The organism is Sulfitobacter sp. M39, assembly GCF_021735935.1.
In the GTDB taxonomy this organism is placed as follows: domain Bacteria; phylum Pseudomonadota; class Alphaproteobacteria; order Rhodobacterales; family Rhodobacteraceae; genus Sulfitobacter.
The window spans coordinates 2,481,542-2,504,941 of record NZ_WMDZ01000001.1 but is presented as its reverse complement, the minus strand read 5'-3'; the positions used below and the strand labels follow the sequence as shown (position 1 = coordinate 2,504,941).

20 protein-coding genes are annotated in these 23,400 nt (G+C 61.0%); 12 read left to right on the top strand and 8 right to left on the bottom strand.

Annotated features, from left to right (window positions below; genetic code table 11):
- The first annotated feature begins 47 nt into the window (after nt 1-47).
- A complete protein-coding gene (locus GLP43_RS12095; RefSeq protein ID WP_237279505.1) occupies nt 48-890 on the top strand; it encodes a transglycosylase SLT domain-containing protein in 843 nt (280 codons plus the stop codon).
- Between the two features lie 20 nt (nt 891-910).
- Here the strand turns inward: GLP43_RS12095 and GLP43_RS12090 are convergent, their stop codons facing one another.
- Together GLP43_RS12090 and pepN are read right to left on the bottom strand one after the other, a co-directional pair.
- The gene (locus tag GLP43_RS12090; protein ID WP_237279504.1) at nt 911-1,372 is read right to left on the bottom strand and encodes a hypothetical protein; all 462 of its coding nucleotides are present in this window, start codon (nt 1,370-1,372) and stop codon (nt 911-913) included.
- On the bottom strand, nt 1,365-3,917 hold the full coding sequence (pepN, locus tag GLP43_RS12085) for an aminopeptidase N (RefSeq protein ID WP_237279503.1): 2,553 nt from the start codon (nt 3,915-3,917) through the stop codon (nt 1,365-1,367). The genes GLP43_RS12090 and pepN overlap by 8 nt, the downstream gene beginning before the upstream one ends.
- Before the next feature lie 116 nt (nt 3,918-4,033).
- Here pepN and GLP43_RS12080 point away from each other — a divergent pair, with 116 nt between their 5' ends.
- From GLP43_RS12080 to GLP43_RS12060, 5 genes are all read left to right on the top strand, one after another.
- On the top strand, nt 4,034-4,330 hold the full coding sequence (locus tag GLP43_RS12080) for a hypothetical protein (RefSeq protein WP_237279502.1): 297 nt from the start codon (nt 4,034-4,036) through the stop codon (nt 4,328-4,330).
- A gap of 111 nt (nt 4,331-4,441) precedes the next feature.
- A complete protein-coding gene (locus GLP43_RS12075; RefSeq protein WP_237279501.1) occupies nt 4,442-4,600 on the top strand; it encodes a DUF2256 domain-containing protein in 159 nt (52 codons plus the stop codon).
- Nucleotides 4,601-4,706: 106 nt separating this feature from the next.
- Nucleotides 4,707-6,848, top strand: a complete 2,142-nt coding sequence (locus GLP43_RS12070; RefSeq protein WP_237279500.1) for a malate synthase G — start codon at nt 4,707-4,709, stop codon at nt 6,846-6,848.
- An 85-nt stretch (nt 6,849-6,933) separates the two neighbouring features.
- Entirely contained in the window at nt 6,934-7,359 is a 426-nt protein-coding gene (locus GLP43_RS12065; protein ID WP_237279499.1) for a GlcG/HbpS family heme-binding protein, read from the top strand.
- A gap of 74 nt (nt 7,360-7,433) precedes the next feature.
- Complete coding sequence (locus tag GLP43_RS12060; RefSeq protein ID WP_237279498.1) at nt 7,434-8,210, top strand: gamma-glutamyl-gamma-aminobutyrate hydrolase family protein; 777 nt, start codon at nt 7,434-7,436, stop codon at nt 8,208-8,210.
- 4 nt (nt 8,211-8,214) lie between these two features.
- On the opposite strand, the gene GLP43_RS12055 is transcribed toward GLP43_RS12060, so the two are convergent.
- A complete protein-coding gene (locus GLP43_RS12055; protein WP_237279497.1) occupies nt 8,215-8,433 on the bottom strand; it encodes a hypothetical protein in 219 nt (72 codons plus the stop codon).
- A 49-nt stretch (nt 8,434-8,482) separates the two neighbouring features.
- Nucleotides 8,483-9,235: an SDR family NAD(P)-dependent oxidoreductase gene (locus GLP43_RS12050; RefSeq protein WP_237279496.1), complete on the bottom strand. Its 753-nt coding sequence runs from the start codon at nt 9,233-9,235 to the stop codon at nt 8,483-8,485.
- Nucleotides 9,236-9,481: 246 nt separating this feature from the next.
- Here GLP43_RS12050 and GLP43_RS12045 point away from each other — a divergent pair, with 246 nt between their 5' ends.
- The 4 genes from GLP43_RS12045 to GLP43_RS12030 all read left to right on the top strand — a co-directional run bounded on the left by GLP43_RS12045 (nt 9,482) and on the right by GLP43_RS12030 (nt 14,932).
- Nucleotides 9,482-11,056 (top strand): Re/Si-specific NAD(P)(+) transhydrogenase subunit alpha, encoded by a 1,575-nt coding sequence (locus GLP43_RS12045; protein ID WP_237279495.1) that lies wholly within the window; start codon nt 9,482-9,484, stop codon nt 11,054-11,056.
- A gap of 13 nt (nt 11,057-11,069) precedes the next feature.
- Nucleotides 11,070-12,503, top strand: a complete 1,434-nt coding sequence (locus tag GLP43_RS12040) for an NAD(P)(+) transhydrogenase (Re/Si-specific) subunit beta (protein ID WP_237279494.1) — start codon at nt 11,070-11,072, stop codon at nt 12,501-12,503.
- Nucleotides 12,504-12,627: 124 nt separating this feature from the next.
- Nucleotides 12,628-13,527, top strand: a complete 900-nt coding sequence (locus GLP43_RS12035; protein WP_237279493.1) for an MBL fold metallo-hydrolase — start codon at nt 12,628-12,630, stop codon at nt 13,525-13,527.
- 121 nt (nt 13,528-13,648) lie between these two features.
- Entirely contained in the window at nt 13,649-14,932 is a 1,284-nt protein-coding gene (locus tag GLP43_RS12030; RefSeq protein ID WP_237279492.1) for a DUF3422 family protein, read from the top strand.
- Between the two features lie 2 nt (nt 14,933-14,934).
- Here the strand turns inward: GLP43_RS12030 and GLP43_RS12025 are convergent, their stop codons facing one another.
- The 4 genes from GLP43_RS12025 to GLP43_RS12010 all read right to left on the bottom strand — a co-directional run bounded on the left by GLP43_RS12025 (nt 14,935) and on the right by GLP43_RS12010 (nt 20,051).
- Entirely contained in the window at nt 14,935-15,969 is a 1,035-nt protein-coding gene (locus GLP43_RS12025) for a YeeE/YedE family protein (RefSeq protein ID WP_237279491.1), read from the bottom strand.
- 163 nt (nt 15,970-16,132) lie between these two features.
- Entirely contained in the window at nt 16,133-17,131 is a 999-nt protein-coding gene (locus tag GLP43_RS12020; RefSeq protein ID WP_237279490.1) for an ABC transporter permease, read from the bottom strand.
- Nucleotides 17,124-18,191, bottom strand: coding sequence for an ABC transporter permease (locus tag GLP43_RS12015; RefSeq protein WP_009824889.1), 1,068 nt, complete (start codon nt 18,189-18,191; stop codon nt 17,124-17,126). The genes GLP43_RS12020 and GLP43_RS12015 overlap by 8 nt, the downstream gene beginning before the upstream one ends.
- Nucleotides 18,192-18,329: 138 nt before the next feature.
- Nucleotides 18,330-20,051, bottom strand: coding sequence for a peptide ABC transporter substrate-binding protein (locus tag GLP43_RS12010; RefSeq protein ID WP_237279489.1), 1,722 nt, complete (start codon nt 20,049-20,051; stop codon nt 18,330-18,332).
- A 309-nt stretch (nt 20,052-20,360) separates the two neighbouring features.
- On the opposite strand from GLP43_RS12010, the gene GLP43_RS12005 reads away from it, so the two are divergent.
- Both GLP43_RS12005 and argE read left to right on the top strand, forming a co-directional pair.
- Nucleotides 20,361-22,193, top strand: coding sequence for an ABC transporter ATP-binding protein (locus GLP43_RS12005; protein WP_237279488.1), 1,833 nt, complete (start codon nt 20,361-20,363; stop codon nt 22,191-22,193).
- An 11-nt stretch (nt 22,194-22,204) separates the two neighbouring features.
- Nucleotides 22,205-23,365 carry an acetylornithine deacetylase gene (gene argE / locus GLP43_RS12000; RefSeq protein ID WP_237279487.1) on the top strand — a complete coding sequence of 387 codons (1,161 nt, stop codon included), beginning with the start codon at nt 22,205-22,207 and terminating at the stop codon, nt 23,363-23,365.
- Nucleotides 23,366-23,400 lie beyond the last annotated feature (35 nt).

Here is a 23,400-nt window from a genome sequence, read left to right as displayed (position 1 = left end):
GCGCGAAACACGCTATGTTGTGCGCGAATACGAGTGGGGGACTAGGGATGTCAGCAAAGATAGCAGCACATTGCAAAGGGGTGCGGCGCGGTAGCCTGGGGCGGGTGATTCTTGCACCGGTGATGATCGCGCTTTTGTCCGGCGGCGTGGCACCGCCGCTGGCGGCCGAAACGGTGAATGTCCTGCGCCCGGTCGCCCGCAGCGCGGTCCCCGATCCTGCCGAGACCGAAACGCCCGCCGCCGCGCCGATCGAGCCCGCGCCCGCATTGCCCGGAGAGGGTGGCACAGCGGGCCCCGACCTTGCGACCGCCGCGCCGATCAATCTTTACGAGGTCTCGCCGCCTGCGCGCAATGGGGTGATCCCGCGCACAAGGTGGCAGCACCGGCGCGGGCATGCGGTCTGGACGCGCACGGCGCTGTCCGCGCTCAAGTCCCACGGCAAGCCCTTGGTTGATATGGTGCCCGCCGACATCAACGACTGGTGCCCGGCCTATCCCACGGCCTCGGACGCGGACCGCAGGGCGTTCTGGGTCGGTTTTATGTCGGCGCTGGCGAAACACGAAAGCACCTATAAGGCCCGCGCGGTCGGGGGTGGCGGTCTGTGGTACGGGCTGCTGCAGATCCTGCCTGCCACCGCACGCGGCTATGGCTGCAACGTCGGCACGGGCGCGGGGTTGCAGAACGGGGCCGCGAACCTCAGCTGTGCGGTGCGGATCATGGCGGTCACCGTGCCCCGTGACGGGGTGATCTATGGCCGCGGCGGGCGCGGTGTCGCTGCGGATTGGGGCCCATTGCGCAGCCCTGCGAAACGTCGGGACATGTCACGCTGGCTGAAGCAGCAGGCCTATTGCAAACCACTGGATGCGACGCGCCCCAAGCCGCGCCCCTGAACGCGCCGCCCGTGGCCGGCCTAGCCGCGCAGGCTAAAGTGGTGCCGCCGCGTGGGGACGCCCGCGGCGTGCAGCGCGTACTCGAACGGGCGGTGCGGTGGCATGGCATCGGGGGGAACACGCAACCGTTGCCCCGAGCGCAGCACCACCGTCGCGCGTACAGAGAGGTCCACCCGCGTATCAAGGCGGATGTGGTCGATTGTGTTGAGCGGGATGGTGACCTTATCCTTGCCCCGCTGCCAGACCAGCACCTGCGGGGAGAGGCTCAGCCGGGCGATGGGGTTCGTCGCAAGTTCCCATAGCGCGGGCAGGGTAAAGAGGGCGACGATCGCCACTATCATCGGGGACGCTTCAATCACGACATAGGCAGCGATCAGCGCCAGCCAGACAGCCGCGACCACCAATGCCGTCCAAAGGCTGCGACCCGCTCGGCGGTGGTGGAAGGTGCCCCGCGACGGGACACCTTCGGCAGCGTCATGCACCGCGGATACGTGTCAGCATTTCGGTCGTGTCACGCGACAGGCCGGGCTGCGACAGGATGCGGTCCAGCTCTGCCTTGATCATGTTCTGACGGTCAGCGTCATAGCGTTTCCATGTCTGGAAGGCCGAACACATCCGCGCAGTGGTCTGCGGGTTCACCGGATCAAGCTGGATCAGCCAATCGGCAAGCAGACGGTAGCCCGCGCCCGAGGCATGGTGGAAGCCCGCGTGATGCGCAGCAAAGGCCCCCAGCACAGCGCGGAAGCGGTTGGGGTTCTTCCAGTTGAAGTCAGGGTGTTTGGTCAGCGTCTCGACCACCTCGTGGGCGTCTTCGGGGTCGGCTTCCATCACCTGCAGGCCGAACCATTTGTCCATCACCAGACGGTCCGCTTTCCACTGTGCCTCGAAGGCCTCGACAGCCTTGTTGCCGCGACCGGCGCGGACCAGATTGGCCAGCGCGGAAAGCTGCTGGGTCATATTGTCGGCCGCGTCATATTGCTCTTGCGCGAGCACGCCGTCGTCATTGCGCGTCAGCAGCGACAGGGCGGCATTGGACAAGGCGCGCTTGCCCGCCTGTTTAGCGTTTGGATCAAATGGGGCGTCGACGGTGTGACGGCGGTAGAGCGTCGGCAACAGATCGGCAAAAGCGTCGGCCATTGCGGCGCGGGTCGCCTCGGTCGCGGCATAGATGATGTCGGGGTCTGGGGTGTCGCCGGCCTCTGATAACGCCCGTGCCAGATCGGATTGCGACGGCAGCCCCAGCATCAGCGCGCGATACGCCGGATCAAGGGTCTCATCCCCGATCACCGCGCGGATACCGGCTAGCCAATCCTTATTCGGGGCCTTGCCCTCGCGGATCATCCCAAGCAGCGACCCATAGGCCAGCATGCGCCCCTGTTCCCAACGGTTGAACGGATCGGTGTCATGGGCCAGCAGATGCGCGCGGTCTGCGTCCGACAGGTCTTGGGTCAGCACCACCGGCGCAGAGAAGCCGCGCAGCACGGATGCCACAGGCCGCGTCCCCAGATCGTCAAAGACAAAGCTTTGTTCGGCCTGTGTCATTTCCAGCACCGTGGTCTCGTGCACCTCGTCCCCGTCCTGACCGATCAGCCCGACAGCGATCGGCAGCACATAGGCCCGCGGGTCGGCGGTGGCCGCACTGGCGGGGGTGTGTTGCTTGAAATGCAAGGTCAATGTGCCGTGGTCCCAGCTTTCGGTGACCGACAGCTGCGGCGTGCCCGCTTGGGAATACCAGCGTTTGAACTGCCGCAGATCGCGGCCTGTTGTATCCTCGAAAACCTGTAGCCAGTCTTCGATGGTGCAAGCCTGCCCGTCGTGGCGATCGAAATAGAGGTCAAGCGCCGCTGAATACGCCGCGTCCCCCACCAGCAGCTTGAGCATGCCAATCACCTCGGCCCCTTTTTCATAGACCGTGGCGGTGTAGAAGTTGTTGATTTCCTGAAAGCTCTCGGGGCGCACGGGGTGGGCCAGCGGGCCTTGGTCCTCGGGGAACTGGCGGGCGCGCAGGTCGATCACGTCGCCGATCCGCTTCACCGCGGCAGACCGCATGTCAGAGGTGAACTGGCTGTCGCGATAGACCGTCAGCCCTTCCTTCAGGCACAGCTGAAACCAATCACGGCAGGTGATGCGGTTGCCGGTCCAGTTGTGAAAATACTCATGCGCGATAATCGCCTCGATCCGTTCAAAGTTCATATCGGTCGAGGTTTCAGGCGACGCGAGAACGGCGGAGGAGTTGAAGATGTTCAGCCCCTTATTCTCCATCGCGCCCATGTTGAAGTCATCCACAGCGACGATGTTGAACAGATCAAGGTCGTATTCACGGCCATAAACCTCTTCGTCCCATTTCATACTGTCTTTCAGTGCCTGCATGCCAAAGGCGCATTTGCCTTCGTCACCGGGGCGCACATAGAGGTTCAGGTCAACCTTGCGGCCTGATTTCGTGGTGAAGCTGCCGGGATGTGCGACCAGATCGCCCGCGACCAGAGCAAACAGGTAGGCAGGCTTGGGCCAGGGATCATGCCATTCGGCGGTATCCTTGCCGCTGCTGACGGGGTTGCCGTTGGACAGCAATACTGGGTGTGGTCCGTTGATGGTCACGGTAAACACCGCCATCACATCGGGGCGGTCGGGGTAATAGGTGATCTTGCGAAAGCCTTCCGCCTCGCATTGGGTGCAATACATGCCGTTCGACATATAAAGCCCCTCAAGCGCGGTGTTGCCCATCGGGTCGATCTCTACCTCCGCTTCCCAGACGAAGGGCGCGTTTGGCACAGCGCAGGTCAGCCCCTGGGGCGTCACCTCGGGCGAGACGGGCGTGCCGTCAATCATGGCCGACACGAGCGACAGGTTCTCCCCGTGCAGAAAGAACGTGTGGTCGCTTGCATCGGGGTTGGGGCGAAAGGAGATACGGCTTTTGACGCGGGTCTTGCGCGGGTCCAGATCGAAATGCAGCGCGACATCGTCGATGATAAAGCCATAAGGCGTGTAGTCGGCCAGATATATCGTCTGGGGGGCAGCGTCGCGCATGTTTTTTCCTTCTGTTTGGAACCAGATGTCCGGCGCTCAAGTTAGTCTTGCAACACGGCACCTGCAAGGTCGCCACCTAAGAAGCTCAACAATCACCGAACCCATCGGAGGGCATCATGTCTGCACCCGACACAAATATCGACAAGCAAAAGAAACGGCACAAACCCGCGCTTCTTGGCGTTAAAGGCGCGATGATTTTCGGCATCGTGATCACGGCTATCCTTGGTTTCGTGCTCATTGATAACGGCCGCGAAGACCGTCAGCCCGCCGCCGAAGAAGGTACACAAGAGATTACCACTGACAGCACCGTCCCCGCGGTGACCGACGAGGACGCCAGCGGCACGACACAGGCGGATGACACAAACGCAGCGCCTGTTGATCCCGTCGCACCGGGGACAAATGAAAGCAACTGAGTTTTATAAGCGCTTTTAACGATTGAAGATTTAATGATTTGGACGGCAGGCTTTGGCAACAAGGCCTGCCGTTTTTTATGATTGTAGGGATTTCCCGGGGGGGTATGCGCAATGGCGAAAATGCGCAAAAAATCAGATCTGCCGACCAAGACATGCCAAAGCTGCGGGCTGCCCTTTAGCTGGCGGCGCAAATGGGCGCGCGATTGGGAGGCGGTGAAATACTGCTCTGACCGATGCCGCAGGGCGCGGGGGGCCGCTGACGCTCAGTAGGGGCTGCATTGGTAAGATGTTTTTACCAATACATGTTGCTCCACAGGGGGATACCTTCTAAGTCTTGTCGCAACGCAAATCCCACGCGAGCGACAGGAGCTATGAGATGACACAGCGTACCGACAAAAACGGCCTTCAGGTTGCCGCCGAAATGGTTGATTTTATCGAGGGTGCAGCACTGCCCGGCACCGGCATCGATGCGGGAACGTTCTGGGCGGGGCTCAGCGATCTGGTGCATGACCTTGGCCCCAAGAACCGCGCGCTGTTGCAGACCCGCGAAAACATGCAGGCCAAGATCGACAGCTGGCACAAAGAACGTGCCGGCCAGCCTCATGATGCGGACGCCTACACAAGCTTTCTGCGCGAGATCGGGTATCTGGTGCCCGAAGGCCCCGCGTTCGAGATTGACACAAAAGGCGTCGACCCTGAAATCGCACAGGTGCCCGGCCCGCAGCTGGTGGTGCCGATCACCAACGCCCGCTTTGCGCTGAACGCCGCCAATGCGCGGTGGGGCAGCCTGTATGACGCCTATTACGGCACCGACGCTTTGGGTGATCTGCCGCAGGGCAAGGGATACGATGCGGACCGTGGTGCACGGGTCGTGGCGCAGGCCAAGGCGTTTCTGGATGACGCGGCCCCGCTTAGCTCTGGCAGCCACGCGGATGTAACGGGGTATGCCGTGGTTGACGGCGCGCTGACACCTGCGTTGAAAGATCGGGCGCAGTTTGTCGGCTACCGTGGGGACGCAGCCGCGCCCGAGGCGATCTTGCTGCGCAACAACGGGCTGCACATCGAAATCCGGATCGACGCCGCGCATAATATTGGCAAGACCGATCCGGCAGGCGTGGCGGATGTGCTGCTGGAATCTGCGATGTCCACGATCATGGATTGTGAAGACAGCGTTGCTGCTGTGGACGCCGAGGACAAGGTCGTGGCCTATGGTAACTGGTTGGGGCTGATGAAAGGCGATCTGTCGGAAACCTTCGAGAAGGGCGGCCAGCAGGTCACGCGCGAGATGCACGGGGATCGCCACTATGCCGCGCCCGATGGCAGCGCGCTGACGATCAAGGGGCGGTCGTTGATGCTGGTGCGCAATGTCGGCCACCTGATGACCAACCCCGCCATTCTGGACCGCGACGGGCGCGAGATTGGCGAAGGGCTGATGGATGCGATGGTCACCACGCTGGTCGCGATGCACGATCTGCAAAAGACCCAAGGCATGCGCAACTCGGTGGCGGGATCGGTCTATGTGGTCAAGCCCAAGATGCACGGGCCCGAGGAAGTGGCCTTTGCCGATGAGATATTCACCCGCGTGGAAACCGTGCTGGGTCTGCCTGCCAATACGGTCAAGCTGGGCATCATGGATGAAGAGCGCCGCACCTCGGTCAACCTCGCGGAGTGTATCCGCGCGGCCAAATCTCGTGTCGCGTTCATCAACACCGGCTTCCTTGATCGGACCGGCGACGAGATCCACACCTCTATGGAGGCAGGGCCGATGGTGCCCAAGGGCGAGATGAAAAACGCCCCCTGGATCAGCGCCTATGAGGATCGTAACGTTGATATCGGTCTGGCCTGCGGGCTGCAGGGACGCGCCCAGATCGGCAAGGGCATGTGGGCCATGCCCGACCTGATGGAGGCGATGCTTGAGGCCAAGATCGGTCACCCCAAGGCGGGTGCGAACTGCGCTTGGGTGCCGTCGCCCACGGCCGCCACACTGCACGCGATGCACTACCACAAAATCGACGTGTTGGCGCGTCAGGACGAGATCAAACAGGGTGGGGCCCGTGGCACGCTGGCCGATCTGCTGACCATTCCGGTACTTGACGGGCGTAACCTGTCGGACGCGGATATCGCGCAGGAGGTTGAGAACAACGCCCAAGGCATCCTTGGCTATGTTGTGCGATGGGTCGATCAGGGTGTTGGGTGCTCGAAGGTGCCAGACATCCATGACGTCGGCCTGATGGAAGACCGCGCGACCTGCCGCATCTCGGCTCAGGCGCTGGCGAACTGGTTGCACCACGGGGTGATCTCGCAAGAGCAGGTGACGGCGGCGCTCAGGAAGATGGCCGCTGTCGTGGACCGGCAGAATGCGGGCGATCCGCTTTACCAGCCTATGGCACCGGGTTTTGACGGCACCGCCTTTCAAGCCGCCAGCGATCTGGTGCTGAAAGGGCGCGTGCAGCCTTCGGGCTATACCGAACCTGTCCTGCATGCCCGCCGGTTGGAGCTGAAAGCCGCGCAGGGCTGAGTTTGAAGTTTCGGAAAGGGCGAGGGGCCAGCCCCTCGCGCTCCCCGGAGTTTAGTTGGCAAAATGAAGTAACAGTGAGGATAGCATGGCAGTCACATTAGAGCAGGCGCGCAGGATGATCGCCGAGACGTTCAAGAAGGGGCATGAGCTGGGGCTGAAGCCCTTGTCGGCAGTGGTGCTTGATGCGGGCGGCCACGTGCAAGCCTTCGAGCGGGAAGACGGTGCCGCACCGGGACGTTTCGGAATCGCCCACGGCAAAGCCTATGGCGCGGTGATGCTGGGGATGGCAGGGCGCGCGCAGATGGCGCGGGCCGAACAGCAGGCCTATTTCATGGCGGCAGTGAACGGTGTGTACGGCGGGGCGGTGGTGCCTGTGCCCGGCGGGTTGCTGCTGCGCGATGACGCCGGCGTGGTGATTGGCGCGCTGGGCGTGACCGGGGATACCTCGGACAATGACGTCAAGGCAGCGCTGGCGGGGATCGAAGCGGCAGGGCTGAAAGGCGAGGAATAACGCCCGCTTTGGGGTGTTGAGGTCGGATTGAGGACGCGGTAGGCTTTGAGCGAAATCAAACTCTGAGGCTGAATATGGCGCGTCCTGTTGTTGGTATTGTCGGAAACACCAGCCTGTTGAACGATCAATATCCGATCCACGCCGCCGGCACGATGAACACCATCGCCGTGGCGCAGGTGTCTGGCTGCTTGCCCCTGATCATCCCGAGCGATCCGTCGCTTGTGTCGGTGGAAGAACTGTTGGAGACCTGTGACGGCTTTTTGCTGACCGGCGGGCGGCCCAATGTGCACCCGGAAGAATACGGCGAACCCGCGACCGAGGCGCATGGCACCTTTGACCGTGCGCGCGACGCTATCGCCCTGGGGCTGGTGCGCGCCTGCGTTGAACGCGGGCAGCCTTTCTTTGGCGTCTGCCGGGGGTTCCAAGAGGTCAATGTCGCTATGGGCGGCACGCTTTATCCCGAGATCCGTGAATTGCCCGGCCGTATGAACCACCGCATGCCCCCCGATGGCACGATGGAGCAGAAGTTCGAGCTGCGCCACGATGTGACCTTTACCCAAGGCGGTATCTTCCACGAGGTCTTGGGGGCCCCGAAGGTGCGGACGAATACCTTGCACGGGCAGGGGATCAAGGCGGCGGGGCCGCGCGTGGTGATCGACGGTTTTGCCGAAGACGGCACGCCAGAGGCGATATATATCAAGGACGCGCCGGGGTTCACCCTTGCCGTGCAGTGGCACCCCGAATGGGATGCGGGCAATGATCCGGTGTCGCGTCCTCTGTTCGAACGCTTTGGTGCGGCGGCGCAAGCCTGGGCCGACAGCAAGCATCAGCGGATGTTGAAAACCGCCTGACAGGTTACCCCGACAGCGTGATGCGCGGCAAATGCAGTGGGCCAGTTCTTGCAAGGTAGCGGGCGGTCAGCGTGTCGATCTTCTGCCAGAGGAAATCCGGCGGCGCGGCAGATCTTGAATGCGGCGCGCGCGGTTTGCCCGCGTGCTGGGGGCACCGTTTGCGGCAGCTTTGAAAAGCGACGGCGCTTGGGGGCGGGGCTATCGGGTATGTGATCTTGTGCATGGGGCGACCTTAGCCGCCCCAAAGTTAACAAATCATGACCGGTGGGGGATTACATCTCGCCGCCGGTGACCTGGATGCATTGGCCGTTGATGCTTTGCGACCCCGGACCGGTGAGCCATGCGGCCGCGGCTGTGACCTCTGACACCTCGATCAGACGCTTGTGCGGGTTGGAGTTGACCATGATCGCGCGCGCTTTTTCTTCCGAGATACCAGCACGTTCCGAGATCGACGCCGTATTGCGCGTCACGATGGGCGTGTCGACATAGCCGGGGCAGATCGCGTTGAACGTATAGGGTTGCCCCAGATAATCCGCCGCCAGCGATTTGACCAAACCGATCATCCCGTGTTTCGACGCCGAATAGGCCGCAGCGCCGGGCAACCCCTTCAGGCCCGCCATAGAAGAGATCGCGATGACGCGGCCCCAGTCGGTGTCGCGCATGGTCTTCAGCGATTCGCGGATGGTCAGAAAAGCACCGTCGAGATTGGTCGACATCATATTGCGCCAGAATTCCATATCGGTCTTATGCACGGCCTTGCCCTCGGCGATGCCGGCGTTGGGGATGCAGATCTGGATCGGGCCGTGGGCTTTGACGGCGGCGGCGATCTTGGCGATCACGTCTTCCTCGCTGCGCACATCCATTGCCATGCCGGTCATGTTATCGCCTGCGACCTCGTCCAGCACCTCTTGGCGGCGGCCTGTGATGGTCACATGTGCGCCCCGTGCGGCCAAATCCCGCGCGATGTCCAGCCCGATGCCGGTACCGCCGCCCGTGATCAGCGCGTGTTTTCCCTGTAGGTCCATTCTGCTCTCCCTTATGAAATGGATCATCATGGGGGGCATGCTGTCGGCCGCAGGGGGCAGGCGCAAGGGCGCGCGGGTTTTCACGCAACGTCGTAAACCTAAAAATCGGGCTGTTAGCGCTATTGACGCTGCAAAACGCTGTTCTAATTATGTCCGTCTCTTGTACTATAGGAACCCAAGCGCTATCGCTCTGGGTAATATTATTGCGCCACACTGGGCGTAGAAGCACAAACGGGGGACTCTGGATTGAAGATCGGGACGCCAAAAGAAACATTTGAAGGGGAAAATCGCGTAGCGATGACCCCGGAATCAGCACTGCAGCTGCAAAAGCTTGGTCATAGCTGTATGATCGAAGCCGGCGCAGGCGAGGCGGCTGGTTTTTCCAACGATAAATATGTCGAAGCCGGCGTAGAGGTGATCGACACGGCGGCCGAGCTTTGGGAGACGGCGGATGTCGTGGCCAAGGTCCGCGTCCCCAACACTGAAGAGATGGCGATGATGCGGTCTGACCAGACGCTGATCTCTTTCTTCAGCCCTGTGGCTGATGAAGCCAAGATGAAAGAGGCGGCCGAGAAAGGCACCACTGTCGTCGCGATGGAGATGATCCCCCGGATCAGCCGCGCGCAAAAGATGGATGCGCTGTCGTCCATGGCTAACATCGCGGGCTACCGTGCGGTGATCGAGGCAGGCAACAACTTTGGCCGCTTCTTTACCGGTCAGATCACGGCGGCGGGCAAGGTGCCTCCGGCGAAGGTTCTGGTTGTCGGTGCCGGTGTTGCCGGTCTTGCCGCGATCGGGACGTCCACATCCCTTGGCGCGATCACGCTAGCCTTTGACGTGCGTCCCGAAGTGGCCGAACAGGTTGAATCGATGGGGGCTGAATTCGTCTACCTCGATTTCGAGGAAGAGCAGCAGGACGGCTCTGCCTCCGGTGGCTATGCCTCTGTTTCCTCGCCTGAATTCCGCGAGGCGCAGCTGGCCAAGTTCCGCGAGCTGGCCCCCGAGGTCGATATCGTCATCACCACCGCCCTGATCCCCAACCGCGAAGCGCCTGAGCTGTGGACCGAAGATATGGTCGCAGCGATGAAGCCCGGGTCGGTGATCGTCGATCTGGCGGCGGAAAAGGGCGGCAACTGCAAGCTGACCAAGATGGACGAGAAAATCGTGACCGAGAATGGCGTGACCATCATCGGCTACACAGATTTCCCCAGCCGGATGGCAACGCAGGCCTCGACGCTTTATGCGACCAATATCCGTCACCTGATGACCGATCTGACGCCGGAAAAAGACGGTGTGGTCAACCACAACATGGAAGACGACGTGATCCGTGGGGCGACCATCACCCATGACAAGGAAGTCACCTTCCCACCACCGCCCCCCAAGGTCGCGGCAATTGCGGCGGCTCCGAAGAAGGACAAGCCCAAGGAACTGACAGCGGAAGAGAAACGTGCAAACGAAGTGGCCGCGTTCAAGGCACAAACACGCAATCAGGTTGGCCTGCTGGCCATCGGTGGCGTGCTGCTGTTGGCGGTGGGTCTGGTCGCGCCGGCCAGCTTTATGCAGCACTTTATCGTATTCGTGCTGTCCGTGTTTATCGGCTTCCAGGTGATCTGGGGTGTGGCACACAGCCTGCACACACCGCTGATGGCTGTGACCAATGCGATTTCGTCGATCATCATTCTGGGGGCGGTCATGCAGATCGGGTCCGGGTCGTTCCTGGTGATTATTCTGGCCGCGCTGTCGGTCTTTATGTGCGGGATCAACATCTTTGGTGGCTTCCTCGTGACACGGCGCATGCTTGCCATGTTCCAAAAATCGTAAAGGGTTCAGGTAAATGGATTTTGGTTTTACAACAGCGGCTTACGTAGTCGCCGCCATCCTCTTCATCCTCAGCCTTGGCGGGCTGTCGGGTCAGGAAAGCGCGAAGCGCGCTGTATGGTACGGGATCGTGGGCATGGCTTTGGCCGTGGCTGCGACATTGATCGGGCCGGGGGCTGGCTTCTGGCTGCTGTCGCTGATCCTGATCGCGGGTGGCGGTGCCATCGGCTATCAACTGGCGACAAAAGTGCAGATGACGCAGATGCCCGAACTGGTTGCCGCGATGCACAGCCTTGTGGGTCTGGCGGCGGTTTTCGTCGGCTATAACGCGCATATCGAACTGGGCAACGTGCTGGCGATGGATGACACCGCCCGCAAAGCGACCGAAGGGTTCGCGGCGCTGCTGGCCAAGAAAGACAGCGTCGAGATCGCGATCCTGCGGGTTGAACTGTTCCTTGGTGTGTTCATCGGTGCCATCACCTTTACCGGGTCGGTCATCGCCTATGGTAAGCTGGCGGGGCGCGTGGATACGTCGGCGACAAAACTGCCCGGCGGTCACATCCTGAACGCTTCTGCTGCTGGCCTGTCGCTGCTCTGCCTGATCTGGTACTTCAACACCGGTGGTTTCCTGCCGCTGTTCATCATGACCCTCGCGGCGCTGTTTATCGGCTACCACCTGATCATGGGTATCGGCGGCGCGGATATGCCCGTGGTTGTGTCGATGCTCAACAGCTACTCTGGCTGGGCCGCGGCGGCGATTGGTTTCAGCCTTGGCAACGATCTGCTGATCGTCGTGGGCGCGCTGGTCGGCTCGTCTGGTGCGATCCTGTCTTACATCATGTGTAAGGCGATGAACCGGTCGTTCGTCAGCGTGATCCTGGGCGGCTTCGGCGGTGCCTCTGGTCCGCAGATGGAGGTCGAGGGCGAGCAGGTTGCAATCGACACTGACGGTGTGGCCACCATGCTGAACGAAGCCGACAGCGTCATCATCATCCCCGGTTACGGCATGGCGGTCGCTCAGGCGCAGCAAGCCGTGAGCGAGCTGGTCAAAAAGCTGCGGGCAAAAGGCAAGAACGTGCGTTTCGCCATTCACCCCGTTGCGGGGCGTCTGCCGGGTCACATGAACGTGCTGCTGGCCGAGGCCAAAGTGCCTTATGACATCGTGATGGAAATGGACGAGATCAACGATGATTTCCCGTCGACCGACGTGGCGATCGTGATCGGGTCCAATGACATCGTGAACCCTGCCGCACAGGACGACCCCAACAGCCCCATCGCCGGTATGCCGGTTCTGGAATGCTGGAAGGCAAAGAACGTCATCGTGTCCAAGCGCGGGCAGGGGACAGGCTATTCCGGTATCGAGAACCCGCTGTTCTTCAAGGACAACACGCGGATGCTTTACGGCGACGCCAAGGCGAGCCTCGACAAGCTGCTGCCGCTGATCGACTGATCACGCGACAGGCGACAAGCCAAGGGGCGGTGCAGCAATGCGCCGCCCCTTTTGCTTTTGGGGCAGATGCAGGGGAACTCAAGCCGGTGGCGGGTGTTGAATTGTCATATAGGAGGATTTGAATATGAAGTTTTCGCGCACCAGCCCCTCGACCGGCCCTGGTTCCCCCGAAGTGACCGGCTTTTACGATGACGATACCGGCAGCATCCAATATCTGGTGGCGGATCCGGCGACCTCAAAGGCGGCGGTGATCGACGTGGTTCTGGGCTTCAGCCCACAAAGTGCGGCGACTGACACGCAGCATGTCGACACCATTCTGCGCCACGCGGACGCCGCAGGCTACGAGATCGAATGGATCCTCGACACGCACCCCCATGCGGACCATCTGATGGCCTCGAACGTGCTAAAACAACGGCTGAACAAGCCCAATGCCATCGGGGCCAAGGTGAGAGAAATCGCAGAGCTCTGGCGCGACTATTACAACATGCCCGACGCCTTTGATTCCTCCGCCGATTTCGACCACCTGTTCGAGGATGGCGATACATTCACCATCGGCGAGCTGCCCGTGCGTGTGATGCTGTCGCCGGGGCACACGTTGGGGTCGATCACCTATGTTGTGGGCTCTGACGCGGCTTTTGTGCATGACAGCTTTATGCAGCCCGACGTGGGCACTGCACGCGCCGATTTCCCTGGGGGCACTGCGGCTGAACTCTACCAGACCCTGCAAGATATCCTTGCCCTGCCGGACGCCACGCGCCTGTTCATCGGCCATGATTATGGCACCGAGTATCGCCGCCAACCCATGTGGGAATCCACCGTGGCCGAACAACGCCGGCACAACGCCCATATCGGCGGCGGCGTGTCGCAGCAAAGCTTCGTCGACCAGCGCGAGGCGCGGGATAAAACCCTCGCGCTGCCCGACCGGATGCTGCATGTCTTACAGATGAACCTTAGGGCAGGGCGCTTGCTGGAGGCGGAAGATGACGGTCACGCTTACCTCAAGATACCGGTCAACCGGTTCTGAAACGGGTCCGGTATTCCGCGGTATACGGTTAACCCTATGAAAGATATGTGAAATATATCTAGGCGAATGGCGGTGGTCACGATAGACTGCTTTGATTGACCCCTTGTAGAAAGCCCGCATCGTGCCCGCCCTCGACGATCACCCCCTGCGCTATACGCTCAATAGCGAACTGCACGCCCGCCCGTTCCCCTCGCTCACCGCACCCCATGTTGCGGCCTATCTGGCCGTGCGCCCATTGGGGGAGGCCGCGCGGCGGGACCGGTCTGTCGATCTGCAACAGCTCCGTGATCTCTTGGCCCATTATGGTGCGCCATTGCCCGCCGAGGACGCGACCCATTATTTCGGCCCGATGGGGAAATATACGCTCAAGTGGGAGCAGCACACCGAGTTCGTTACCTATACGGTGTTTCTGGATCAGCTCGGCCAGCGCGCCTTCGATCCGGCGGAGTTCGATGTCTTCCCACAGGATTGGCGCGCGGGCCTGAACGCGCAGCGGATTACCTCTATTCTGCTGCGGCTGGTGCCCCGTCCGCCACAGGACGCGCAGATCGCCGAGGCGTTGCAAGACTGGTTCGTCCCCGAAAGCCTCGCCGTGGCATCGGTGCTTGAAGATGCTGCCGTCATCGCCAGCGATTTCCGTATCGACCCCGCGGGCCACATGCGCATGGCGGTCTTTGCCAGCGAAGGCACGGGCAGCCGCCGCTTGGGCCGCATCGTGCAACGTCTGTGCGAGATAGAGACCTATAAATCCATGTCGATGCTCGGCTTTGCTAAGGTGCGCGAATTTGCGGGGCAGTTGGACCGCATCGATGCAGAGCTGAACGATCTGATGGCGGGTATGGCAGGCACCTCTGCCATGGCCGAAGACACGCTGCACCGGCTGCTGGATATCTCTGTCGGGCTAGAGGCGCTTTCGGCCGATGCCTCCTACCGTCTGGGCGCGACAGAGGCGTATCAAGCCATCGTCGCACAGCGGATCGGGGCCTTGCGCGAAACACGGTTCATGGCCCGGCAGGGGTTTGATGAATTCATGATGCGCCGCTACGAGCCTGCGATGCGCACGGTCACATCCTTGGAAACACGGCTGAATAAAATGTCCGCCCGCGCCAGCCGCGCGGCCGAGCTTTTACGGACACGGGTCGATGTGGAACGATCCGCGCAAAATCAGGCGATACTGGCCAGCATGGACAAACGCTCTGACCTGCAACTGCGCCTACAACATACCGTCGAAGGGCTGTCAGTGGTCGCGATCAGCTATTACGCGGTGTCGCTGGTGGGCTATATGCTTTACCCGCTGGCCGACCGTATCGGGGTCAGCAAGGGCACGCTCACGGCAATGGCCGTCCCGGTGGTGGTGCTGCTGGTCTGGGGGCTGCTGCGCCGCCTGCGCCACAAGATCAAATAGGGTCAGCTGCCCGCCGGTGTGGCGCGCAGGGTGGCATGCATCGCCAGCACGCCGACACCGATCATCACAATCGCAAGGATCGCGGCAAGGGACAGCGTGGGCACGCCGGACAATCCGGCCCCCAGCGTGCAGCCGCCCGCCAGTACACCGCCCACACCCATCAACGCTGCTCCAGTCAGATAGCGGCCGGTCTGGGCGGGTGTCTCGAAGCTTTGCCAGCCAAAGCCGCCAAAGATCAGGCTCGACGCGCAGGCCCCCAAGGCCACGCCCCCCAAAAGCCCGACGCCAAAGCCTGCGGGGATCGAACTGCTGGCCACCACCCAGAACAGCGCATCGGCAGAAGGGGAGGTGAACGACAGGCTTTCCATCGCGATAGGGTCAAATTCATCAAACAGGATAAACCCCGTCCCGACCCAGGCCAGCGGGACCAGCAGGCCAATCATCGCCGCCATCACCAGATGGGTCCAGCGGTTGCCCGATCGCAGCGCTACGGCAAGGGCCGCCACCACGATCAGCCCGCCCCACAGCATCACCCCTCCGGGCAGGGCGGCGAGGCTGACGTAATCGCCAAGCCCAAGGGTCATACTGCCAAGCGCCACGCGCATCGGGGCCAGCACGCCTTTCAACGTGGCATGGGCCACGACCGCAAACACAACTACGACCAACGCCGCGCGCAAATTGCCGGAGCCTGCCAGAATGGTCAGCCGAGAGATACAGCCCCGCGTCAGCACCATCCCCGCGCCAAACAGCAGCCCGCCGATGCCAATCGCCAGATAGGGCACATCCGCCACCATAAAGCGGTGTTCGGCAAAGCTGATCCAGCCCGTGGCGACGGCGACCTGTGTCCCCAGCACAGCAAAGGCCAGCGCTGTCAGCCAGACCCCTTTTGCGGCGCGCCGGTCCGCGCCAATCAGAGAGCGGCGAAAACAGAATTTGGTGATCTGCCCGAGTATGCCAAAAATCACCCCAACCGCCAGCGCGAACCAGACAGCCGCCTGTTGCGGTGTGGTGGTCTCAAAACCGAATTGTTCAAACATCCCCGTGATCCCCTTGACGACAGCACGACAGTTCCCTGACGCGGAAACCGCCCGAATTCAAGCCTTTTGCGCCCCACGACAAAGGGAGGCTGCAGCCCCCCTTCACCCTTTCTCAAATACTCAAACCCGACAGAAACCCCAAAAGGTTACGGTCCGATCCGGATCACCGTCCGCGCAACCGCGGATCCAGCGCGTCACGTAGCCCGTCGCCAAGGTAGTTCACGCTCAGCACGGTGAGCGAGATTGCGACGCCGGGCAGGATCACCCGCTCGGGGAATTCCTGCATCCGCGACACGGCATCGGACAAGAGCTTGCCCCATGTCGGATAGTCAGATGGGAAGCCGACGCCCAGAAAGCTCAGCGCACTTTCGGTGATGATCGCGGTCGCCAGTCCCAGCGTGGCCGAGACCATGATCGGAGAGATGACGTTGGGCAGCAGGTGCTTGCGGATGATCTTGCCCGACCGCGTCCCGATGGACCGCGCGGCGAGGATGAATTCGCGCTCTTTCAGCGCCAGAATATCGCCGCGCACAATCCGCGCGGTCTGCATCCACGACGTCAGCCCGATGATGCCGACGATCAGGATGAACATCCCGCCTTCGGGGCCAAACCGTGCGTTGAGCGGTTGGCGGAACAGGGTCACCGCCAGCAGCGTCAGCGGCAGGATCGGCAGTGACAGCACCAGATCGGTAAAGCGCATCAGCCAGAAATCGAGCCGTTTGAAATAGCCCGAGATGACGCCGATGGCCGATCCGATGACCAGCGCCAGTCCCATGGCCAGCCAGCCCACCGCCATAGACACGCGCCCGCCGGCAATCATCTGTGCCATGATATCACGGCCCAGCTGGTCGGTGCCAAAGGGATGTGCCCAACCGGCCTTGGCCTCGCTGTCGAATAGCAGTTGATACACGGGGCGCCAGTTCTTGTTGCGAATATCCAGCGCCTTGGGGTCCACGTCCCACAGGTAGGGGCCGAACAGCACCGCGAGGGTGATGAACAGCAGGAAGCCTCCGCCAAAGACAGCGCCTTTGTGTTTGCGGAACTGCTGCCAGACGTCGATCCACTGGCTGCGTGGCGGCTTTTGCGGCTCTTTATCGACAAGCGCGCCATAGACTTCGATGTCGGCCTCGATCGGGCTTGCGGGGGTGGCTTGCTCAGTCATAGCGGATCCTTGGGTCAAGCAGGCCGTATAGAACATCGGCAATCAGGTTGAACAGAACGATGAGGATGGCGAAGATAAAGGTCAGCGTCATCACCATCGGCAAGTCGTTGGCAAAAAGCGCGGTCAGCAGCAGCTGCCCGATGCCATTCACTTTGAACACATTCTCGGTAATGATCGCGCCGCCAAAGATCGCGGGCATGCCAAGGGCAATCACCGTGACCACAGGGATCATCGAGTTGCGCAGCACATGGACCAGAACGACCGATTTTTCGCGCAGCCCCTTGGCGCGGGCGGTGCGCACATAGTCCTGGTTCAGGTTATCCAGCATCGCGCCGCGCATATAGCGGCTGATCTGCGCGGTGGTTTGCAGCGCCAGCACCATCACGGGCATGATCATCTGCATGAACTGGAATTTGAAACTCTCCCAGTCGGTCACGACATGGGTCGTGTCATAGATCGACGGCAACCACCCCAGCGAGACCGAGAAAATCACGATCAGCAGCGGCCCGGTGAAGAAGGGCGGGATCGAAAAGCCGATCATGGTGACAAAGGTGCCCGCTTGATCGAATAGCGAATAGTGGCGGTAGGCCGAATAGATGCCAATCGGGATCGCGATCAGGATGCCCACGATATAGCTAAGCCCGACCACCCAAAGCGTCTGCGGCATCCGCTGGATCACGATATCCATGATTGGGCTGCGGGTCTGCCAGCTGATCGCACGCTGTACAGGACGCACAGCACCTGTGTCGGGGTCAATGAAGGTCGACAGGCTGGTGTCGGGCAGCCAGCCAAGCAGGAAGCTGTCGCGGGTGGCCCAGTCGATGAAGACCTGCGGTTCAACCCAGAAAAACTGGATCAGCCATTTATAATATTGCACATAGATCGGCTGCCCGAGGCCAAGCGCCTCGCGCATTTTCTGTTTTACCTCTGGTGGGACTGTCAGCGGCACCTGGGCCATCGGATCGCCGGGGGCCAGTTGCAACAGCAGGAAGATTACCAGGCTGATAAACAAAAGCGTTGGTATCGACAAAAGTAGTCGACGAATGGTGAAGGTCAGCATGCACAGCGCCTTTGCAAGTCGGTCTAGGGGAGGGGAAGCATGTCAAAATCGAAGGGAGGCGCGATTTCGCACACATTCACACAGTCATCAAGTCATGAGGAGCACGCGCGCTGCGTGCTCCTCTGAGCTTGGGCGTGATTATTCTTTCACGCGGTACCAGTCGGCGGCATTCCACAGTTCGGAATCCCATGTGTTCAGGATCACGCCGCCCAGAGTGTTGGACGCAGCGGAAACCCGACCACGGTCGACCAGCGGAACGATGGTCATCGTGTCACGTGTGATGATGTTGTTCAGCTGCTTGGCGATATCGCCGCGCTTGTCCAACTCGCCCGTGCGCGACAGTTCGTCCAGCAACGCGTCGTATTCTTCGTTGCAGAAACGGTTGATGTTCTCACCCTGCCACTGGCTGGACGGCTTGGGCTCGTTGCCACAGCGATAGGCAGACAGGTAGGCCTGCGGATCGGTGCCGTCAAAGTTGTTCGCGTACATTTCAACGTCGGCATAGAACTTCTGGAAGGTATCGGGCGAACCGGGGTCGCCACCAAAGAAGACCGACGCATCAAGGTTGCGCAGTTCGACTTCGACACCGATCTGGTTCCACCAGTCTTTGATCAGCGCTTGAAAATCCTGACGGACAGCGTTGGTCGAGGTCTGGTACAGCAGGGACAGTTTTTCACCGTCTTTGTCGCGGATACCGTCGCCATTGGTGTCGGTCCAGCCGGCTTCTTCCAGCAGGGCTTTCGCGCCTTCCAGATCCTGCGTCAGACATTCGGTGTTGTCGGAGGCATACAGCTCGGGCGCGGGCACGAGGTTACAGGTCGCGCGACCCGCCTGGCCATAGCCGACTTCGACCAGCAAAGGACGGTCGATCGCCATGGACAGCGCCTTGCGGACCTTGAAGTCGGACAGGATCGGGTGCGGATGCTCAAGCGTGGAGCGTTCGCCCTCTGGCAGGTCCGGCGATGGGTCTGTCAGGTTCATCTCGATCCGTTCGACCAATGTCCCGAATGCAGAGATCGCCTGACCCTTGCCGCCTTCGGCCATTTTCGCCAGCACGTCGGGGGCCAGCTGCATGTTCCATGCATAGTCGTATTCGCCGGTTTCCATCACCGCACGACCCGCGGCATTCGCATCACCACCGCCCTTGAGGGTCAGTGTCGCAAACGCAGGTTTGCTGGGGTCGCGGTAGTTGGGGTTGGCTTCCATCTGGATCACGTCATTGGGACGGAAATCTGTCACGCGGAACGGGCCGGTGCCGATGGGGTTAAAGTTCGCTTCGGTACATTCGGGGGCTTTCGCGCCCAGGCAGTCCTTGAACTGCGCGGCCTGAATGATCGGTGATTGCGCGCCCATAAAAGGGCCGTAAGGGTTTGGCTTGGCGTCGGTGAAATGAACGGTAACCGTCAGATCATCCACGATATCGATGCTTTCAACGCCATCGAACTTCGACGCCTGCGCGCAGCCGCCTTCGGGGTGCATACAATATTCAGCGGTGAATTTCAGATCCGCCGAGGTCACCGGCGTGCCGTCGGACCAAACCAGGCCTTCTTTCAGCTTCCAGGTGATGGATTTCAGATCTTCGGCCACGCCGCCGTTTTCAACGGTGGGAATCTCGGTCGCCAGATAGGGGACCAACGCGCCGGTTTCGTCATAGCGGCCCATCGGCTCCAGCACGAGGCTCGCCGCCTCGAGGTCTTTTGTGCCGCCCGACAGATAGGGGGTCATGATCGAGGGCGCTTGCCAGTAGATAACTTTCACCTCGCCGTCGCGTCCGCGCTCGCCCTCGTGGGCGGCGCCGAATGCGGCGGGGGCAATCGCTACCGAAGCCGCGGCTCCCAGTAACAGGGTTTTCATGTTCATAGCTTACTCCTTGTTGGACACCGTTGGTTTTTTGAGGTGCCTTTTTTTATGGTCTGTCTTTTCTGGCAATGCCAAAAACGTCAATTTTGATCACGGCCGGGGGCAGGGTGCTGCGACAGACAGGGATGCCCGCCAAAACGCCCGTTTTTCCAGCCACGCCAATAACGTCGAAGCATCGAAACAGGTTTGAAAAAAAATGCAAGCCTCCAAAGCAGCGGATGTTAGCGGTCCCTTGGACCGATTTGACACCAGATGACGAAGTGCCTTAGCGTCGTCAAATTGATTAAACGAGAAGCGCTGGAAAATACCATGCTAGACGAGGCAACGCCGACACCAATCGCGCAAATTCAAGAGCTTAGGGTCGAATTTCAAACCCAGGACGGACCCGTTCTAGGTGTGGAGAACGTCAGCTTTGACATCAATGCGGGTGAAACTGTCTGCGTTGTGGGCGAATCCGGCTCGGGTAAATCGGTGTCCTCGCTGTCGCTGATGCGTCTGGTCGAGTTCGGCGGCGGAAAAATTGCGGGTGGGCGCCTATTATTTGAGCGCCAGAACGATCCCGCTGTCGATTTGGCGCGCACAGATCAGGATGTGATGCGCGATATTCGCGGCAATGAGATCGGGATGATCTTTCAGGAACCGATGACCGCGCTGAACCCGGTCTTTACCGTCGGCCGCCAGCTGACCGAAGGGCTACGCCTGCACAAGAACATGTCTAAGGCGCAGGCAGAGGCCCGCGCGCTGGAGCTTCTGACCCAGGTCCGCATCCCCGAACCGGCCCGCCGTCTTGCACAATACCCGCACGAGCTGTCGGGCGGGATGCGTCAGCGTGTGGTGATCGCAATGGCGCTGGCCTGTTCGCCGCGGCTGCTGATCGCGGATGAACCCACCACCGCACTGGATGTGACCATTCAGGCTGAGATCCTCGCGCTGATCGACCGGTTGAAACGCGAGACCGGCACCGCCGTCATGTTCATCACCCACGACATGGCCGTTGTCGCCCAGATGGCCGATCGCGTCGTCGTCATGTTCCGCGGTAACAAGGTCGAAGAAGGCACGGTCGAGAAAATTTTCGAAAACCCCCAACACCCCTATACCAAGGCGTTGCTGGCCGCCGTGCCCAAGCTGGGCGAGATGCGCGGCAAACCCTATCCCGAACCGATGAAACTGCTCGGGACTGCGGATAAAGAGATCAAACCCATCAAGGGCACAGAGGAAACGCTGCTGACGGTCAAGAACCTGACCACGCGCTTTCCGGTGCAGGGCGGCTTCCTGCGCCGCACCGTCGCCAATGTCCATGCGGTCGAGGACCTGTCGTTTACCATCAACAAGGGCCAGACGCTAAGCCTTGTGGGGGAATCCGGCTGCGGGAAATCTACGGCGGGGCGGTCCTTGCTGCGGCTGGTCGAACCCCAGTCGGGCGAGGTCAACCTCGATGGCAAAGACATCATGGCACTGGATTCACGTGGCCTGCACAAGGCGCGACTGGACATGCAGATGATCTTTCAGGACCCGTTTGCCTCGCTCAATCCGCAGATGCAGCTGTCGGATCAGGTGGCCGAACCGATCCACAATTATGGCACGCTCAAAGGGGCCGAACTGACCAAACGCATCGAGATGCTGTTTGATCGTGTGGAACTGCCGCGCAGCTTCATGCGCCGCTTCCCGCACGAACTGTCAGGCGGTCAGCGCCAGCGGGTTGCCATCGCCCGGGCCCTGGCGCTGAACCCCAAGCTGATCGTCGCGGATGAAGCCGTGTCGGCGCTGGATGTGTCGGTGCAGGCGCAGGTGGTCAATCTGATGCTGGAGCTGCAAGCGGAAATGGGGCTGTCCTTCCTGTTCATCAGCCACGATATGGCCGTGGTCGAACGGGTGAGCCACCACGTCGGCGTGATGTATCTGGGCCGGATCGTGGAAATGGGCACGCGGTCGCAGGTGTTTGAAAACCCGCAGCACCCCTATACGCAGGCCCTGATGAAAGCCGTCCCCATTGCCGATCCACGGCGTCGCAAAAAGGAAAGCGAGCTGAACTTCAAGCCGATTCCGTCCCCGATCCATCCGACAAGCTATGTCGCGGAACCCTCTGTTTACAAAACCGTATCCCCCGGCCATCAGGTCTTGATCACCGATAGCGGATACTAAAGGACCACATAATGACTGCGCGCATGACCCCGTTCGAGCTGATGGAAAAACTCGTCAGCTTTCCCACTGTGTCGCGGGATACGAATATCCCGCTGATCGACTGGGTGGCCGATTACCTTGAAAGCCACGGCATCGCGTCACACCGCTATATCCACCCCGATCAACCCAAACATGCGCTTTTCGCCCATGTGGGCCCGTGGGAAGAGGGCGCGGTGGTCCTGTCGGGGCATACCGATGTGGTGCCGGTGGACGGCCAGCCCTGGGACAGCGACCCTTTCACCGTGGTCGAACGGGACGGGCGCTATTACGGGCGCGGCTGCTGCGACATGAAAGGCTTCGATGCGCTGGCCATTTGGGCACTGGTAGAGGCGCATTACGCCGAAGTGCAACGCCCGCTCCAGATCGCGCTCAGCTTTGACGAGGAAATCGGCTGCACCGGTGCTCCTCCGATGATCGAGGCAATGCAACCGGTGCTGCCCAAGGGCGCGCTGGTGATCGTGGGGGAACCCTCGACCATGCAGGCCGTCACAGGCCACAAGGGCGGCACGGGCTTCAACACCCATGTGGTCGGCTTCGAGGTCCATTCCTCCTTGCTGCACACAGGCGTCAACGCGATCATGGCGGGGGCCAAGCTGATCGAATGGGCCAATGAGGTGAACACCGAAAACATGGCCCGAAAACCCACCGACCTTGCCGCGATGTTCAACCCGCCCTTTACCACCGCCCATGTGGGCGTGATCTCGGGCGGGACGGCGCATAATATCACCGCCAAGGATTGCCACTTCGCCATGGATTTCCGCGTCGTGCCGGGTGAAGACAAAGACGCCTGGGGCACCGCCTATCTGGAAAAAGTGCGCGAGGTCGAAAAGCAGATGCAAGAGGTCGTCCCCGAAACCTATATCGAGGTCACCCCCCGTTTCGACGTCCCCGCACTACAACCCGAAAAAGACGGGCTGGCCGAAACCTTCGTGCGCCAGATCACCGGCGACAATGCCAGCCACAAGGTCTCCTACGGGACCGAGGCCGGACAGTTCCAGGAAGCCGGCTATAGCGCGGTGATCTGCGGCCCCGGCGATATCGCACAGGCGCACCAGCCCAACGAATATATCGAAGTCACGCAATTCGAGGCCGGCCATAGCTTCATGCGCGACCTGCTTGACCGTTTGAAATGACACAGCGCAGCGGCCCCCTTCTTCCAAATGGCATC

Coding starts and splice junctions, on each gene's coding strand:
- GLP43_RS12040 (WP_237279494.1), top strand. CDS start 11,070: ATGGATTTTGGTTTTACAACAGCGGCTTACGTAGTCGCCGCCATCCTC.
- GLP43_RS12075 (WP_237279501.1), top strand. CDS start 4,442: ATGGCGAAAATGCGCAAAAAATCAGATCTGCCGACCAAGACATGCCAA.
- GLP43_RS12050 (WP_237279496.1), bottom strand. CDS start 9,235: ATGGACCTACAGGGAAAACACGCGCTGATCACGGGCGGCGGTACCGGC.
- GLP43_RS12080 (WP_237279502.1), top strand. CDS start 4,034: ATGTCTGCACCCGACACAAATATCGACAAGCAAAAGAAACGGCACAAA.
- GLP43_RS12055 (WP_237279497.1), bottom strand. CDS start 8,433: ATGCACAAGATCACATACCCGATAGCCCCGCCCCCAAGCGCCGTCGCT.
- GLP43_RS12005 (WP_237279488.1), top strand. CDS start 20,361: ATGCTAGACGAGGCAACGCCGACACCAATCGCGCAAATTCAAGAGCTT.
- GLP43_RS12020 (WP_237279490.1), bottom strand. CDS start 17,131: ATGACTGAGCAAGCCACCCCCGCAAGCCCGATCGAGGCCGACATCGAA.
- GLP43_RS12035 (WP_237279493.1), top strand. CDS start 12,628: ATGAAGTTTTCGCGCACCAGCCCCTCGACCGGCCCTGGTTCCCCCGAA.
- argE (WP_237279487.1), top strand. CDS start 22,205: ATGACTGCGCGCATGACCCCGTTCGAGCTGATGGAAAAACTCGTCAGC.
- GLP43_RS12025 (WP_237279491.1), bottom strand. CDS start 15,969: ATGTTTGAACAATTCGGTTTTGAGACCACCACACCGCAACAGGCGGCT.
- GLP43_RS12065 (WP_237279499.1), top strand. CDS start 6,934: ATGGCAGTCACATTAGAGCAGGCGCGCAGGATGATCGCCGAGACGTTC.
- GLP43_RS12095 (WP_237279505.1), top strand. CDS start 48: ATGTCAGCAAAGATAGCAGCACATTGCAAAGGGGTGCGGCGCGGTAGC.
- GLP43_RS12010 (WP_237279489.1), bottom strand. CDS start 20,051: ATGAACATGAAAACCCTGTTACTGGGAGCCGCGGCTTCGGTAGCGATT.
- pepN (WP_237279503.1), bottom strand. CDS start 3,917: ATGCGCGACGCTGCCCCCCAGACGATATATCTGGCCGACTACACGCCT.
- GLP43_RS12070 (WP_237279500.1), top strand. CDS start 4,707: ATGACACAGCGTACCGACAAAAACGGCCTTCAGGTTGCCGCCGAAATG.
- GLP43_RS12060 (WP_237279498.1), top strand. CDS start 7,434: ATGGCGCGTCCTGTTGTTGGTATTGTCGGAAACACCAGCCTGTTGAAC.
- GLP43_RS12015 (WP_009824889.1), bottom strand. CDS start 18,191: ATGCTGACCTTCACCATTCGTCGACTACTTTTGTCGATACCAACGCTT.